The organism is Sphingorhabdus sp., from assembly GCF_035329025.1.
Lineage (GTDB): Bacteria > Pseudomonadota > Alphaproteobacteria > Sphingomonadales > Sphingomonadaceae > Sphingorhabdus_B.
In genome coordinates, this window is sequence record NZ_DAOLHN010000025.1 from 34481 (window position 1) to 49482 (window position 15002).

At 59.8% G+C, this 15002-nt stretch carries 12 protein-coding genes and 1 pseudogene; 9 read left to right on the plus strand and 4 right to left on the minus strand.

Translation table 11 applies throughout. The annotated features are described in order from the left end of the window. Window positions 1-87: 87 nt before the first annotated feature. Together PKC81_RS08690 and PKC81_RS08695 are read left to right on the plus strand one after the other, a co-directional pair. Complete coding sequence (locus PKC81_RS08690) at window positions 88-1632, plus strand: oligosaccharide flippase family protein (RefSeq protein WP_324335120.1); 1545 nt, start codon at window positions 88-90, stop codon at window positions 1630-1632. Between the two features lie 62 nt (window positions 1633-1694). Then, window positions 1695-2858, plus strand: coding sequence for an N-acetyltransferase (locus PKC81_RS08695; protein WP_324335122.1), 1164 nt, complete (start codon window positions 1695-1697; stop codon window positions 2856-2858). Here PKC81_RS08695 and PKC81_RS08700 read toward each other — a convergent pair. Together PKC81_RS08700 and PKC81_RS08705 are read right to left on the minus strand one after the other, a co-directional pair. Then, window positions 2855-3700 carry an ATP-binding protein gene (locus PKC81_RS08700; protein ID WP_324335124.1) on the minus strand — a complete coding sequence of 282 codons (846 nt, stop codon included), beginning with the start codon at window positions 3698-3700 and terminating at the stop codon, window positions 2855-2857. The two genes, PKC81_RS08695 and PKC81_RS08700, sit on opposite strands and share 4 nt — an antisense overlap. 114 nt (window positions 3701-3814) lie before the next feature. Then, the gene (locus PKC81_RS08705; RefSeq protein WP_324335127.1) at window positions 3815-5545 is read right to left on the minus strand and encodes an acyl-CoA dehydrogenase; all 1731 of its coding nucleotides are present in this window, start codon (window positions 5543-5545) and stop codon (window positions 3815-3817) included. Window positions 5546-5591: 46 nt separating this feature from the next. Here PKC81_RS08705 and PKC81_RS08710 point away from each other — a divergent pair, with 46 nt between their 5' ends. The 6 genes from PKC81_RS08710 (at window position 5592) to galU (ending at window position 13207) form a co-directional block, all read left to right on the plus strand. Next, complete coding sequence (locus PKC81_RS08710) at window positions 5592-6545, plus strand: L-threonylcarbamoyladenylate synthase (protein WP_324335153.1); 954 nt, start codon at window positions 5592-5594, stop codon at window positions 6543-6545. Next, window positions 6542-7525, plus strand: a complete 984-nt coding sequence (locus tag PKC81_RS08715; RefSeq protein ID WP_324335129.1) for a M48 family metalloprotease — start codon at window positions 6542-6544, stop codon at window positions 7523-7525. Before PKC81_RS08710 ends, PKC81_RS08715 begins: the two co-directional genes overlap by 4 nt. Window positions 7526-7597: 72 nt before the next feature. Continuing rightward, window positions 7598-8671 carry an efflux RND transporter periplasmic adaptor subunit gene (locus PKC81_RS08720; protein ID WP_324335131.1) on the plus strand — a complete coding sequence of 358 codons (1074 nt, stop codon included), beginning with the start codon at window positions 7598-7600 and terminating at the stop codon, window positions 8669-8671. 33 nt (window positions 8672-8704) lie between these two features. Further along, entirely contained in the window at window positions 8705-11785 is a 3081-nt protein-coding gene (locus tag PKC81_RS08725) for an efflux RND transporter permease subunit (RefSeq protein WP_324335133.1), read from the plus strand. Then, window positions 11778-12305, plus strand: coding sequence for a peptide-methionine (S)-S-oxide reductase MsrA (msrA, locus tag PKC81_RS08730; RefSeq protein ID WP_324335135.1), 528 nt, complete (start codon window positions 11778-11780; stop codon window positions 12303-12305). Before PKC81_RS08725 ends, msrA begins: the two co-directional genes overlap by 8 nt. A gap of 32 nt (window positions 12306-12337) precedes the next feature. Further along, complete coding sequence (gene galU / locus PKC81_RS08735; protein ID WP_324335137.1) at window positions 12338-13207, plus strand: UTP--glucose-1-phosphate uridylyltransferase GalU; 870 nt, start codon at window positions 12338-12340, stop codon at window positions 13205-13207. Between the two features lie 6 nt (window positions 13208-13213). On the opposite strand, the gene aqpZ is transcribed toward galU, so the two are convergent. Continuing rightward, window positions 13214-13915 (minus strand): aquaporin Z, encoded by a 702-nt coding sequence (gene aqpZ, locus PKC81_RS08740; RefSeq protein ID WP_324335139.1) that lies wholly within the window; start codon window positions 13913-13915, stop codon window positions 13214-13216. Between the two features lie 140 nt (window positions 13916-14055). Here aqpZ and PKC81_RS08745 point away from each other — a divergent pair, with 140 nt between their 5' ends. Further along, window positions 14056-14361: a hypothetical protein gene (locus PKC81_RS08745; protein WP_324335141.1), complete on the plus strand. Its 306-nt coding sequence runs from the start codon at window positions 14056-14058 to the stop codon at window positions 14359-14361. An 81-nt stretch (window positions 14362-14442) separates the two neighbouring features. Here PKC81_RS08745 and PKC81_RS08750 read toward each other — a convergent pair. Continuing rightward, a pseudogene (locus PKC81_RS08750) lies at window positions 14443-15002 on the minus strand (DNA-directed RNA polymerase subunit beta'); the annotation flags it as partial.

Here is a 15002-nt window from a genome sequence, read left to right on the forward strand (position 1 = left end):
CACCAGCCCACGCCCCCACCCGACCTCCCATAGCATACACTGTTTGGGAGGTCGGGTGGGGGCGTGGGCTGGTGCCGAAACCTATTAATGAGCGGGCCGCAGGAAGAGGCGCTGGTCGAGGCACAGGCACAGACCATCGACAGAAAAGATGTTGCCAAAGGGGCGGGCCTTGCTGCGGTGGCACGTCTGGGGGCGCTGATCGAGGTGATCTCGCAGCCGGCCTATACATGGATGTTCGGGCTTACAGGTTACGGCGTCTATGTCGTGCTCTGGGCAGCGGTGAACATATTGGCGAACCTGCTCGATCTGGCTCTGGGGCAGGCGTTGCAAAGAATCGTGCCCGCCAGCGCAAGCCGCGAAGACCAGCATGGGGCGGTTCGCTTTGCGCTGGTGGCGAGCACCGGGCTCGGCATCGTCGCTGCGATGGCAATCTCGCTCTCCGCGCCAATGCTTGCGGGCTGGGTCGCCAGTGCACCCGGCGATGCGTCGAAACTCCCTCAGGCCATCGCCATCTTTGCGTGGAGCTTACCGCTATGGATCTTCGTCGAAACCGCCACGGCTGCTGCACGCGCCATGCGTGCCTTCGGGCCGGAAATCCGTTTGCGGATATTCTGGGAGCAGGTGGCGCGTTTAATATTTGCCGCCGGTTTCTTTTTCGCCGGGACGGGATTTGAGGGCCTGCTCTTCGGCCATCTCGCCTCCTTGGCATTGACGGCATGGTTGAGCTGGAAATTGCTGGCCCGTTATTATGATCCGGCCTTGCTTTTGCGGGCACCCTTGCCGCCGTCTCTGCGCGCTGAAACATTGGCGACAGGTTTTGCGATGCTGCCGCCAGCTCTTGCCCGCCGTGCCTATAACGACCTGCCACCGATCCTGTTGAATGCGATGATCCCCGGCGCGGGCGGAGCCACAGCGGCCGGACTTTTCGGCATCGCTCGAAAGATTGCATCAATCCCGCTGATCGTGCGCCAGTCCTTCCTCTATGTACTTGCGCCGCTGGCATCAGCGCAGGCAGCAGTCGACCGCAAAGAGATTGCGCCTTTGTACAGTTTCTCGACCCATATCTCGCTGCTGCTTGCGGTGCCTCTGGCAGGCTTCCTCATCCTGATAGCCGCTGACCTGTTGACCGCTTTCGCACCTGGTGCAGAGGCCGCCCTGATGGTGCTTGTCATCCTGCTCGCTGCCCGTGCGGCAGAGGCGGCGCTGGGCCCCGCAACGCCTATCATTGAAATGATCGGTCATCGAGGCCTCCCGCTCGCCAACAGCCTAGCGGGATTGGCCATCTGGCTGGCGCTGGGTATCTGGCTGGTGCCGGACATGGGCGCGACGGGAATGGCCATCGCCGTTTCCGCTGCCGTAGTGTTCACGGCGCTGCTGGCGATTGCCGAGCTCTATTGGGCCGACCGCGTTTCCCCGTTCGGGCATGGTTTCGTGCGCGCGCTGGTCGCTGGCGCAGGTTGCATCGGGCTTCTTTGGGGCGTCGGCGAAGTGCTTGTGCCCTTTGGCCAGCGTGTAAGGGCGCTCTCGCTCTTTGCGCTCTTCTGGCCGAGTCTGTGGGTCGCACTGCGCTGGGGTTTGCTGCCGGAGGATAAGCAGGGGCTGGGCAAACTCGCGGTCAAGTTGCGGCTGTAACCGGTTGCCCTTCGCGCACTTGCGCAGCATAAGGCCGCCAATAATGGACAGGGATTGAACTTATGCAGGCAGGTGAAGTGCGGGTCACACCGGTGGCAGGGAAGAAGGCGCTGGCGGAGTTTGTCGACTTGCCTTTCCGCCTTTACGCCGATGATCCCAACTGGGTGCCGCCGCTGAAGGATGAGGTTTACGGCCTGCTGACACCCGGCAAGAACCCCTGGTTCGAACATGCCGAAGCCCAGCTTTTCCTGGCGCGCCGCGCCGGGCAGGTGGTTGGTCGTATTTCGGCGCATATTGACCATCTCGCACTCAAGCAGCCAGTCGAACAGGGCATGGGCCCCGGCACCGGCTTCTGGGGATTTTACGAAGCTGAAAACGCCGAGATCGGCAATGCACTCCTCGCTGCGGCGGAAAAATGGCTACGCGCCAAAGGCATGACTAAGATGCTGGGTCCGGTCAGCTTCGCGATGTGGGATGAGCCGGGTTTGTTGATCGAAGGGCATGACCATCCGCCGACGGTGATGATGGGCTTCAACAGCGCCGCCTATCAGGTGTGGATCGAAGCCGCAGGGCACCAAAAGGTCGAAGATCTCTTCACCTACGCATTGCCTATCGATCAGGGATTCCCCGAACTCACCAATCGCATTGTCGCGATGGGTGAGAAGAGTGGGAAGATTCACATCCGTCGGGTCAACAAGAGCAAGTTCGACCAAGAGGCGGCGCTTATCCTGTCGATCCTCAATGATGCCTGGAGCGACAATTGGGGATTTGTCCCCTTTACTCCGGCAGAGGTCGCCTATGCGGGGAAGAAATTGAAGCCCATCGTTTTCGAAGACCTTATCCGTGTCGCCGAAATAGATGGCGAGCCGGTAGCCTTCATGATGACCATTCCCGACCTGAACGAGCAGCTTGTGAAATATGGCGGCTCGCTCTGGCCGTTTAACTGGGCGAAGCTGCTCTGGTGGCTCAATGTCGGCAAGCCGCAGGTGACGACGATGCGCGTGCCGTTGATGGGCGTAGTCAAAAAGCTTCAGGGCACCCGCACCGCAAGCCAATTGGCCTTCATGCTGATCGAGTATATCCGCCGCGACGCGATTGCCAAATTTGGTGCGACGCGGGGCGATTTCGGTTGGGTATTGTCGTCCAACGGACCGATGGTCTCTGTGGGCGAGGCCGTCGGCGGCAAGGTGAACAAGGTGTACCGGATTTACGAAAAGGCGCTTTAGAGGCTGCGACCGGCCCTTCCGGCCAGTTCCACCGCATAATGCCAAGCTATGCGACCGGAGCGACCACCGCGCTGGTGGGCGAAGGCGAGTGCATCGGCCTCTTCCCATTCCAGTCCAAAATGCGCGGCATAAGCGGCGACCATTTTCAGGAAGGCGGGCTGATCGGGATATTGGAAGCCCAGCTTGAGTCCGAAGCGGTCGGCGAGGGCGAGCCGGTCATCGGCGACATCGCGGGCGTTCACCGCGGCATCCTCTTCATCCTGCCGCCGCTCGACTATGTTGCGCCGGTTCGAAGTGACATAGAGCCGGACATTGGCGGGCCGTGCTTCTGATCCGCCTTCGAGCATCGAACGCAGGCGACGCGGGCCCGCATCGTCGCCTTCGAACGCCATATCGTCGATAAACAGGATGAAGCGGCGGTCCGATTGGTTGAGCAATGCGAACAAATGCGGCAGGCTGGCCAGCTGGTCCGCCGTGGTTTCGACCAATGCGAGAGGCAATCCGTCTGCCCGCAAAGCGCCAGTCACCGATTTGACCAGAGCAGACTTCCCCATGCCGCGAGCGCCCCAGAGCAGCACATCATGCGCGGCATGACCTTGTGCGAGACGGCGGCTGTTTACGGTGATGGCTTCCTTTTGCCGGTCGACGCCGACGATCAGATTTTCAGGCAGCGGTGCGAAAGTGGCAACGGCTGCGAGCACCTGGCCGTCCCAATGATAGGCAGGGTGGGCAGAAAGGTCAGCCGGTTCGCCCGTTGGCGGCGCGAGCCGTTCCAGCGCTTCGGCTATCCGGCGGAGGGTTTCGCTGTTGTCGGTCACTTTCCCACCATAACCTATTGTCATTCCCGCGAAAGCGGGAATCCATGGTCTGAGGCCAAGGTTTAAGCCGACATTTCGGACCATGGACCGCCGATCAAGTCCGGGGTGACATTGTTTAGGGACTGCAACGGCAGAAGGTCAGGCTGCAAGCCCTTCGACATCCAATGCATAAAGCAAGTCCGCCCCCGCCATAGCGCTACCTTTCAGCGAGAGCGCTTCAGGCACCATCACATCGAGATAATAGCGGCAGCTGGCGATCTTGGCCTTCAGGAATGGCGAATTGCCGCCTTCGGCTTCGGCCACGCGTAACTGCTTCGCCATCAGGCTTCCGCAGGTCGCAACCGCCATCATCGTGGTGAAGGGATAGCTGCCAGCCAGCTTGTCATCAGTCGACGCGCTGCCGATCATCCATTCGGCAACTTCGGTGCAGGCGCCGGCAAGTGCCTTGAGCCCGGCATGTTCGGCCGCTTCCTGTCCGATACGCGTCAGATGCTCGCGCACGGCATCGCCGCTGCGCATGCCGAGCTTGCGCCCGACAAGATCGGCGGCCTGAATGCCATTGGTGCCTTCGTAAATCGCCGCGATGCGGATGTCGCGATAGAGCTGCGCCGCGCCGGTTTCTTCGATAAAGCCCATACCGCCATGGACCTGAATACCCAGCGAAGCGATTTCGCTGCCCATATCGGTGCCATAGGTTTTCGCCAGCGGGGTCAAAAGATCGACCATTTCCTGCGCGCCTTCGATACCTAATGCCGCGCGGTCAACGAAACCGCTCGCGCAATAGAGCAATGCCCGGATCGCCTGTGTCCCCGCCTTCATCCGCATCAGCATGCGGCGGACATCGGGATGCTCGATTATGGGGACCGAATCGCGACTGGTTCCGCCTGCGCGGGCCGATTGGACGCGCTCGCGGGCAAATGCGACCGCCTTTTGCGTGGCAGCCTCGGCAATCTGCACGCCTTCGAGGCCGACATTGAGGCGGGCATTGTTCATCATCGTGAACATGGCGCGCATCCCGCCAAATTCCGGGCCTATCAACTCGCCAATGCAGTCGCCTTCATCACCAAAGGCGAGAACGCAGGTGGGCGAAGCATTGATGCCCATCTTATGCTCGATCGACACGACTTTGATGTCATTGCGCTCGCCCAATGAGCCGTCTTCATTCACACGATATTTGGGAACGAGGAAGAGCGAGATTCCCTTGGTTCCCGGCGGTGCATCGGGTGTGCGCGCGAGCACGAGGTGGACGATATTGCCCGCCATGTCATGATCGCCAAAGCTGATGTAAATTTTTTGTCCCTTGATCTGGTATGTGCCGTCCCCTCGCGGCGTTGCTGTTGTCTTAAGCGCGCCGACATCCGATCCCGCCTGTGGCTCGGTCAGGTTCATTGTGCCGGTCCATTCGCCGGTCGACAGCTTCGGCAGGAACATTGCCTTTTGCGCGTCCGAACCATGATGGTTGATCGCTTCAATCGAACCGACCGACAGGATCGGGCAAAGCGCGAAGGCCATATTCGCCGCCCCCAGCGAATCGAGCGCAACAGTCGCAAGGCTGAACGGCAGGCCTTGCCCGCCGAAATCTGCCGGCGCGTTGATAGAACCCCAGCCATTGGCGACATAGGCCTTATAGGCATCCACAAATCCTTCAGGCATGACCACTTGCCCATCGATCAGTCGTGCGCCCACGGTGTCGCCAATCCGGCGCAAAGGATAGAATTCCGCAGCGGCAAATTCGCCAATGCCGCCGACAATTGCTTCCACCATATCGGGGCTGGCGTCGGCAAAGCGTTGGTGCGCCGAAAGCGCATCAATGCCGGTGATGTGCTTGAGGACGAAAAGCTGTTCGGTAACCGGTGCGGTGAATGTCATTTTGGGGCCTGTTGCTTGCGGATTTCCCGGCCTATAGCGCGGTATGATGGCAGGCTCAAATCCCCTAGGACATGGCCGGATAGCGAAGGCCGACTCCGCCGCAATAGCAGAGGCGGTGGAGCGTCTGCGCGCGGGCGATATTGTCGCGATTCCCACCGAGACGGTCTATGGGCTGGCGGCAGATGCGTCCAACGCCGAAGCCGTTGCCAATATCTATCGCACCAAGGGACGCCCGGATTTCAATCCGCTGATTGTCCATGTGCCCGACCATGCAGCGGCGGAACAACTGGCGCAATTCGACGAGCGGGCGGCGATGCTGGCTTTTCATTTCTGGCCAGGGCCGTTGACACTGGTGCTGCCGTTGCAACCCGGTGCGCCGGTGGCGAAAGCCGTAACGGCTGGATTGCCGACAATTGCGCTCCGCTGCCCCGCCCATCCGGTGATGCAGGCTGTCCTTAAACAGAGCGGGCTATTCCTTGCAGCACCCTCGGCCAATCGCAGCGGCGGGATCAGCCCGACGCGAGCAGAGCATGTCGCGCGCAGTTTCGGCGATGCCATGCCGCTGGTTCTCGATGCCGGTTCGTGCAGCGCGGGTCTTGAATCGACCATCGTCGCGGTGCGGGAAAATGGCTGGCAATTGTTGCGTCCCGGGCCAGTCACCTTGGCCGAAATATCCGAGCTTCTCGGAGAACCGCCCTTGCCGGTCACTGAAGCGAAAATCGAGGCTCCCGGCCAATTGGTGAGCCATTATGCGCCTTCCAAACCGGTTCGGCTCAATGCTGCCCTGCCAGCACCTGGCGAATGGCATATCGGATTTGGCGACACGACCGGAGACGATAATCTGTCACCCGAAGGCGACCTTGCCGAAGCGGCGGCGCGCCTGTTTGATGCCTTGCACACCGCGGATGCAAGCGATCGTGTCTCAATAGCCATTGCGCCGATCCCTGATGAAGGCATCGGAGTTGCGATCAATGACCGGCTGCGCAGGGCGGCAGCGTGAAACTGGTTGCCGCTGTCCTAGCCGCTATGGCTTTCACCGGTGCACTCGTGGCTACACAAAAAGAATCGCCCAAGGACTCGGTCAAAACTGCTTATCAAGACCTGATCGCCAAGGATTTGCGGCTTGCGACCATTGGCTACCATCTGGCCAAAGGCAGCGCAGACTTTTGCCGGAACAGATGGCGCAATCCGGGCTGGGTGCTGCACGATGAACGTCAATATCCTGACCTTGGCCTTGCCCGCCGCGCCTTCACTTTCAGACAGCCAATTAGCATTGCCGCGCTGGTTGCAGATGGGCCTGCGGAACAGGCAGGTCTGGCAGCAGGGGATGGGCTTCTCGGTGTCGACGGAAGTGTGGTGTGGTACGACCCTAGGCCGGTAAAATCCGGCCCCTCGTCGGAGCGAATTGATAGGCTGCGCGAAGAGTTTATGACCCGCCTTTCGGAAGGACGGCCCATCGCCTTCCAGATCGACACTGCAACCGGTCGGCGCGATTTTATCCTTGATCCTCCACCAATCTGTGCCTCCGATTTCTGGGTCGATGTTCGCCCGAAACGCGACGCAGGTGCTGACGGGGCGCGTGTGCGCGTGACCAGCGGACTGATCGAATATGTGTCGGATGACGATGAATTGGCAGCGGTCGTCGCGCACGAAATGGCGCATAATTTGCTCGATCATCGCCCACTGATCGAGGCAACCAAAAGCGGCAAGACCAAAGTCATTAAAGCCACCGAAGCGGAAGCCGACCGGCTTTCGGTCTGGCTGATGGCCAATGCGGGCTATGATCCGGAAGCAGCGATCACCTTCTGGGAACGCTATGGCAAGGCTACGGGCCTCGGCATTTTCAGCGCGCCAACCCATTATCGCTGGCAGACACGGGTCGCAATGTTGCGTGCGGAGATTGATCAGATGGCGTTGTTACCCGCCCTTGAAGGCAGGCGAGATCCGCCCTTGCTGGCGGCGCATCGGGCGAAGCAATAATTTCGATTGCGAAATGCAATCGACTGTTCCCTTGCGGCTTCGATTATCCTACCAAGTGGAACCAAGGATATAATGGGAGGGAACGTGGCCTGTCGCGCACATCGCCTTGCTATCGCTGCACTTTTACTGCCGCCGCTGCTATATGGCTGCGGCGAGAAGGAAGCTGGCAAAACCGAAATAAGCGAAGAGATCTTCCCCGTTCAGGTTTTGACCGTTCAGCCGAGCAACATGCTGCAAACGATCAGCGCCGTCGGGACGGTGCGCTATCGCCGCGAAACGCCGCTGGGTTTTACTACGCCGGGCAAGGTCGCAACCGTCCGGTTTGAGGAAGGCGATTATGTGAAGCGCGGCGCTTTGCTCGCTGCGCTCGATACCACCAGCGTCGGGGCCGACCTGAATGTGGCCGAGGCCGAACGCGGCCGGGCGCAGGCCGAGTTCGAACGCATCAAGCAATTATATGCTGACGGCTGGGTCACCAAATCACGCTTTGAAGCAGCCGAAGCTGCAGCCAAGGCTGCCGGGGCCCGCGTTGCCCAGGCCGGGTTCGCGCGGGGTACGGCCCAACTTTATGCCCCGTCAAATGGTGTCGTGCTGATGCGCAACGTCCAGCCGGGGCAGGTGGTTGCAGCCGGAACACCGGCGCTGATCCTGGGCGAAGGCGATGACGGTTTCGTTTTCCGCGCGCCTGTCATCGATCGCAGCGCGTCGAAACTACGCATCGGTATGGCTGCGGAAATCAGCCTCCCCGCTTTGGGCTCTGCCCCCATTACCGCGACCATCAGCGAGATTGATGGTCGCGCCAATCAGGCGACGGGTGCGTTCACCGTTCAATTCAGTCTTCCGTCTTCGGCACAACTCAAATCCGGCCAGATTGGTACGGCGAGTATCAAATTGCCCGCGGGTGACGACGGCGCGCTGCAGATTCCGGCGAGTGCGATCTTTGGCATGCGTGCCAATGAAGGGCTGGTATATATTGTCGATGCCAAGACCGAACGGGTCGAAACCCGCAATGTCGCCATTGAACGGGTGACCGACGGATTCGTTATCATCACCGGCGGGCTGAAGCAGGGCGACTTGCTGGTGACATCCGGCGCAGAGAAGTTGCGCACCGGCGCCAAAGTGCGCATGACGCGGGCGCCCGGTTGATATGCGGCACATTGCGGGTCCGGCTGTGCGCGGATGAACGTCACCGAATTTGCCATTCGCCGCTGGCAACTGACGCTGGTGATGTTCAGCCTGCTGATCGCGCTCGGCTATTCGGCTTTTACATCTATTCCGCGCGCGGTCGACCCGCACTTCCCGCTGCCCGTGGTTGTCATCACGGCAGTCCAGCCCGGTGCCGATGCCGAGGAGATGGAGCAAACGGTCGCCAAACCCATTGAAGAGCTGATGCAGGGGCTGGAGGACGTCAAAGAAATCGTTTCGACCAGCAATGACAGCAGCGCCGTCATCCGCGCCGAATTTGACTGGTCGGGCGATCCGGATCGCTATTTCAATGATACCGTCCGCGAAGTGACGGCGATCCGTAGCAGGCTGCCCGCCGATCTGGCCCGGCTCGATTTCAAGAAGATGCGGACCACCAATGCCTCTGTATTGCAGATCGCGCTGGTCAGCGAGACGGCGAGCTGGCGGCGCATGGAAAAATATGGCCGCGACATATCAGAGGCCTTTTCGCGCTATACGGCGGTGCGTGAATCCGAAGTGCACGGATTGTCGCAGCCCGAGGTTACAGTTGCGATCAAGCCCGAACGGCTTGCCGAATTGCGCCTGCCAGCGAGCAGTGTCGCCGATGCGCTGAAGCTGGGCGGTGCTGATGTTGCGAGCGGCGCCGTGGTCAGCGGCACCAAACGCTTCAATGTCGAGGCAGGCGGGGCGTTCAAATCGCTCGATACCATTCGCAACCTGCCGCTTCGTTCGAACGAAGGCACGATCCTGCGCGTCGGCGATGTCGCCGATGTCTTCTGGGGCGCGGAAGAAACGCGATCGCGGGTCTATCACAATGGAAAAAGGGCAATCTGGATCACCGCCAACCAAAAGGCGGGGACTGACGCTACCAAATTGCGCAACGCGTTGATAGACGAGCTGGAAAACCAGAAGAAAGTGCTCCCGCCCGACATTGATGTGGTGCTGCAATTCGACCAGAGCCGCGACATCGCAAAGAGGCTCGCCGAACTGGCGCGCGATTTCTCGCTCGCGCTTGCACTGGTGTTGATCACGCTGTTGCCGCTGGGTTGGCGGGCTGCGGTGATTGTCATGGTTTCGATCCCGCTCTCGCTCGCCTCGGGACTGGTTGCGGTTTATGCCATGGGCTTTAACCTCAGCCAGTTGGTGGTGGCCGGTTTCATCTTGTCGCTTGGCCTGCTGGTCGACGATTCGATCGTGGTGATTGAAAATGTCTCGCGCCATTTGCGGATGGGCAAGGAACGGGTGCAGGCCGCCATAGACGGGACCAGGGAGATCAGCCTTGCGGTGCTGGGCTCCACCGGCGTCCTGGTATTTGCTTTCGTCCCGATGCTCTTCCTGCCCGAAGGAGCGGGAAAGTTTACGATGAGCTTCATCGGTACGATCATCTTCACCGTGACCGCGTCACTGGTCATCTCGCTCACAATCATTCCCTTCCTCGCCAGCCGGCTGCTCAAGCGCGACGGTGATGAACATGGCAATGCGTTGCTGCGTTGGTTGATGGAAAAGATCGATCGTTTCTACCGGCCTGTGCTGCACAAGGGGCTTGAAAATCCGAGACGAAGTGTATGGGGCGCGCTGGCTGTTACGCTGGGAGCATTTGCGCTCGTGCCTGTTCTGGGATTCAGCCTGTTTCCCAACGCCGATTCATCCTATTTCCGTGTGACGGTGCAGGCAGAGCAAGGTTCCAGCCTTGATGAAACCGGCCGGATTGTGCGCAAGGTATCGGAAATCCTGGCGAAGGAGCCTTCGATACAGGTTCGCGCCGAAAATGTTGGCCGCAAAAACCCGTCAGTTTTTTACAACAGCTTTGAAACTGCAGAGACCAGCACCATTGGTGAAGTGCTCGCCGTGATGGACAAATGGCGCGGGCAGGAAAGCATGGCGATGGTCGAGCGGATCCGGAAACAGCTTGACCAGATCAGCGGTGCCCGGGTGCGGTTGGTGCTCTTCCAGAACGGTGCACCTATAAACGCACCCGTCGAATTTCGCGTGGTCGGCCCAGACTTGGAGGTGCTGAAGCAATTGGCCGGAAAGGTTCAGGAAAGCCTGCACAAGGTGCCGGGAACGCGCGATATTGTAAATCCGGTGGCCACCGACCGGCTCGACCTTGATATGCAGATTGACGAGGGCAAGGCCGCTTTGCTCGACATTCCGGCTGGATCGCCACGTCGGATCATCCGGCTGGCGCTATCCGGCGAACGGGCCGGCAGTTTCCGCGACAATGAAGGGGATAGCTATCCGGTCACCGTCCGCTTGCCACTGAACAATACCCAGCCGGTTTCCGCGCTTGACCAAATCTATGTAGCTACACGGGCAGGTGCCCCGGTTGCCTTGGGCGAGATTACCGATCCGAAGCTGGTCGCGGTGGCGCCGTTAATCACGCGCCGCAATCTGGAAAGGACGGTGGAGATCACCGCACAAACCCAGGACGGTGCGCTGCCTTCGAAAATCACCCAAGCGGCCAAGGCGGAATTGGACAAGATCAAACTTCCGCTCGGCTATTCCATCCGGGTCGGTGGTGAGGCAGAGAAGATCAACGATACTTTCTCCGGCTTCGGCCCGGTCATCCTCATCGCATTGTTCATCATTTTCGGCATTTTGGTTGCGGAATTCGGCGAGTTTCGCGAGGCGCTGGTGGTCGCGGGGGTAATCCCGCTCGGAACCTTTGGCGGCCTGATCGCCCTGCTGGTGACGGGGAACAACCTTTCCTTCCTCGCCGTGATCGGCTTTGTTGCGCTGATCGGAATCGAGATCAAAAATTCGATCCTGCTGGTCGATTTCACCTCGCAGTTGCGCGAGCGTGGGCTGGGACTGCGCGACGCCATCGAGCAAGCGGGCGAGGTGCGCTTCCTGCCGGTGCTCCTGACTTCGGTTACCGCCATCGGTGGCCTGCTGCCGCTCGCGATGTTCGGGGGCAATCTTTATGGCCCGCTGGCAATCGTGCTGATTGGCGGACTTATTTCCTCGACCCTCTTGTCGCGCATCGTCACGCCCGCCATGTATCTGCTCGTGGTACGCGGCCGTGAGGAAAAGAAGGAGGCTGCACGTTTGACAAAGGAAGCGACAAGTGGCTGAGGCAATTTTTGCAGGCGGGTGTTTCTGGTGCACCGAGGCGGTGTTCAAACAACTGGATGGCGTCCAGTCGGTGGAAAGCGGCTATATCGGCGGAAGCGTTGAAAATCCGGATTACAAGACGGTGTGCAGTGGTACGACCGGCCATGCCGAGGCGATCCGCATAGGCTATGACGCGGACGTAATCGGCTATTCCGACCTGCTCGATATCCACTTTGCGACGCACGATCCGACCCAGCTCAACCGGCAGGGCAACGACATCGGAACGCAGTACCGCTCGGCAATTTTCCCGCTCGACGATGAGCAACGCGCCGAGGCCGAGGCGGCTATCGTTCGCGCCCAAGCCGATTGGCCAGCGCCCATAGTCACAACCATCGAAGGGCCTGCCACATGGTATCCAGCCGAGGATTATCATCAGGACTATTGGGATGGCGAAGGTCAGCGTAATCCCTATTGCCTTGCCGTAATTCCACCCAAGCTCGCGAAGCTTAAAAAGGGTTTTGCCGAAAAGCTGGTATCATAGACATTTAACCATGTTTCGCTATGGTTTAGGGCATGACGCACAAACCCATCCGCAAGGCCGTGTTTCCCGTCGCCGGACTTGGCACACGCTTTCTGCCTGCAACCAAAGCGATCCCGAAAGAGATGCTGCCGGTGGTCGATCGCCCGCTGATCCAATATGCGGTCGATGAAGCGCGCGAAGCCGGCATCGAGCAGATGATCTTCGTCACCGGTCGCGGCAAAAGCGCGATCGAGGACCATTTCGACATCGCCTATGAGCTTGAGCGGACGATGACCGATCGCGGCAAGGATATTTCCGTACTGGAACCGACCCGTTTGGGGCCCGGCAATTGCGCCTATGTGCGCCAGCAGGAACCGATGGGGCTGGGTCATGCCATCTGGTGCGCGCGCGATATTGTGGGGGATGAGCCTTTCGCCATTTTCCTGCCCGATGAGTTCATGCACGGCTCGCCCGGCTGCATGGCGCAGATGGTGGAGGAATATGAACGCGTCGGTGGCAATTTGCTGAGCGTGCTTGAAGTGCCGCACGTACAGGTGTCGAGCTATGGCGTGATTGATCCCGGCAGCGCGCAAGGCAAGCTGACCGAGGTCAAAGGCTTGGTTGAAAAGCCTGCGGTCGAGGCTGCGCCGTCAAACCTGATCATCTCTGGTCGCTATATCCTGCAGCCGGAGGTGATGCGCGTGCTTGAGCATCAGGGCAAGGGTGCGGGCGGTGAAATCCAGCTGACCGACGCGATGGCGCAGATGATCGGCAACCAGCCCTTCCACGCGGTCACCTTTGATGGCGCACGCTATGATTGCGGGTCGAAGACAGGCTATATCGAGGCCAATCTGGCTGTGGCGCTTTCCCGGCCCGACATGGCCGACGAGGTGCGCGCCATGGCACAGCGCCTCGTCGGTTAGTTTCGTTCAAGCCGCAGTCTTGTTCAGTTCCTTATAGACGAAACCGCCGAGCAGGCCGCCAAGGATTGGCGCGACCCAGAACAGCCAAAGCTGTTGCAAAGCCAACCCGCCCACGACCAGCGCCGGGCCAGTGCTGCGCGCCGGATTCACCGAGGTGTTGGTCACCGGAATCGAGATCAGGTGGATCAATGCCAGCATCAGACCGATGGCGAGCGGCGCAAAGCCTGCCGGTGCCTTGGCATCGGTCGCGCCCATGATCACGAACAGAAAGAAAAAGGTCAGCAGCAGCTCGACCAGAAAGCCTGTCATCATCGCATAACCGCCGGGTGAACCCTCACCCACCCCGTTGGCGGCAAGGCCGTTGGTCACCAGCGAATAGTCTGCCTTGCCGGTCGCGATGACAAACAGCGTGAAGGCAGCGGCAATCGCGCCCAATGTTTGCGAAATCACATAAAGCGGGATGTCTTTGGCGTCGAAACGCCCGCCAGCCCACAACCCGAAAGTGACCGCCGGGTTCAGGTGACAACCCGAAATATGGCCAATGGCAAAGGCCATGGTGACAACCGTTAGCCCAAAGGCGAGCGAAACGCCCAAAAGGCCAATTCCGACCTCGGGAAAGGCAGCTGAGATTACCGCGCTACCGCACCCGCCCAGCACCAGCCAGAATGTGCCGATAAATTCGGCGATCCCCCGTTGAATATTGCTCATGAACATCCTCCTCTTGCGCCGACCAAGACGCGGCGCAGCAAGGCTATCACGCTTTGTCCGAATTCAAATGTCAAAGCGTCTAATGTTCAGAGACAGGACAGTATGAGTGCGCTATTCTGCAAAAAGCTTGGAGATTGTGCATGCGCCCCATCATTATTCTGCCCTTGTTCGCTTTACTCCCGGGCTGTGTGGCTTCGGTAGTCGGAGACGTAGTGACGGCACCTATCAAGGTAGTCTCCAAAACCGCCGATGTGATGACCACCAGCCAGTCCGAAGCCGATGAGAAGCGCGGACGGGAAATGCGCAAACAGGAAGAGCGGCTGGGCAAGCTGGCGCGCAAGCGCGACGAAGCGCGCAAGGATTGCGCTGATGGTGATCGCGAGGCGTGCATCCAATATGAAGCGCTGGAAGCCGAGATCGCGGCGGAGAAAGAGCTTGATATCTAACTTGGCCATGCGACGATAACCCAACAAAAAACCCGCCGAAATTGCTTCCGGCGGGTTTTTATATGTTGGTTGCGAGGGGGATTATGCCTCGGTGTCGCCTTCGAAATCCTCAACGGTTTCGGGCGTGTGCTCCATCATGCCGATCGGATCGTCACCAAGCGCGGCTTCGGGGCCCTGGGCCAGTTCGGCCGCATGCTCTTCAGCGGCGGTTTCTGGAGCAATCAGGCTTTCCTGCAGCTTGCGATAGCTGGCGCGGAGCGCTGCATCACGGCTGGTTGCAGCCACGCGGATGCGGTTCATTGCCGAGCCGGTACCGGCCGGGATCAGACGACCAACGATGACGTTTTCCTTGAGGCCGGTGAGGACGTCTTTCTTGCCCTCAACCGCTGCCTGCGTCAGCACGCGGGTGGTCTCTTGGAACGATGCTGCCGAGATGAAGCTGCGGGTTTGCAGCGACGCCTTGGTGATGCCGAGCAGGACAGGATTGCCTTCGGCAGGCTGCTGACCGGGCTGCAGCTTGGCGTTGATCGCATCCATCTCTTCGCGGTCGACCTGTTCGCCGGCCAGCAAAGTGGTGTCACCGCCATTGGTGATTTCAACCTTCTGCAGCATCTGGCGAACGATCACCTCGATGTGCTTGT

Bases quoted from the DNA above. Each gene is read 5' to 3' on its own strand.
- PKC81_RS08690 (WP_324335120.1), top strand. From the start codon at position 88: ATGAGCGGGCCGCAGGAAGAGGCGCTGGTCGAGGCACAGGCACAGACC.
- PKC81_RS08695 (WP_324335122.1), top strand. From the start codon at position 1,695: ATGCAGGCAGGTGAAGTGCGGGTCACACCGGTGGCAGGGAAGAAGGCG.
- PKC81_RS08700 (WP_324335124.1), bottom strand. From the start codon at position 3,700: ATGACAATAGGTTATGGTGGGAAAGTGACCGACAACAGCGAAACCCTC.
- PKC81_RS08705 (WP_324335127.1), bottom strand. From the start codon at position 5,545: ATGACATTCACCGCACCGGTTACCGAACAGCTTTTCGTCCTCAAGCAC.
- PKC81_RS08710 (WP_324335153.1), top strand. From the start codon at position 5,592: ATGGCAGGCTCAAATCCCCTAGGACATGGCCGGATAGCGAAGGCCGAC.
- PKC81_RS08720 (WP_324335131.1), top strand. From the start codon at position 7,598: ATGGGAGGGAACGTGGCCTGTCGCGCACATCGCCTTGCTATCGCTGCA.
- PKC81_RS08725 (WP_324335133.1), top strand. From the start codon at position 8,705: ATGAACGTCACCGAATTTGCCATTCGCCGCTGGCAACTGACGCTGGTG.
- galU (WP_324335137.1), top strand. From the start codon at position 12,338: ATGACGCACAAACCCATCCGCAAGGCCGTGTTTCCCGTCGCCGGACTT.
- aqpZ (WP_324335139.1), bottom strand. From the start codon at position 13,915: ATGAGCAATATTCAACGGGGGATCGCCGAATTTATCGGCACATTCTGG.
- PKC81_RS08745 (WP_324335141.1), top strand. From the start codon at position 14,056: ATGCGCCCCATCATTATTCTGCCCTTGTTCGCTTTACTCCCGGGCTGT.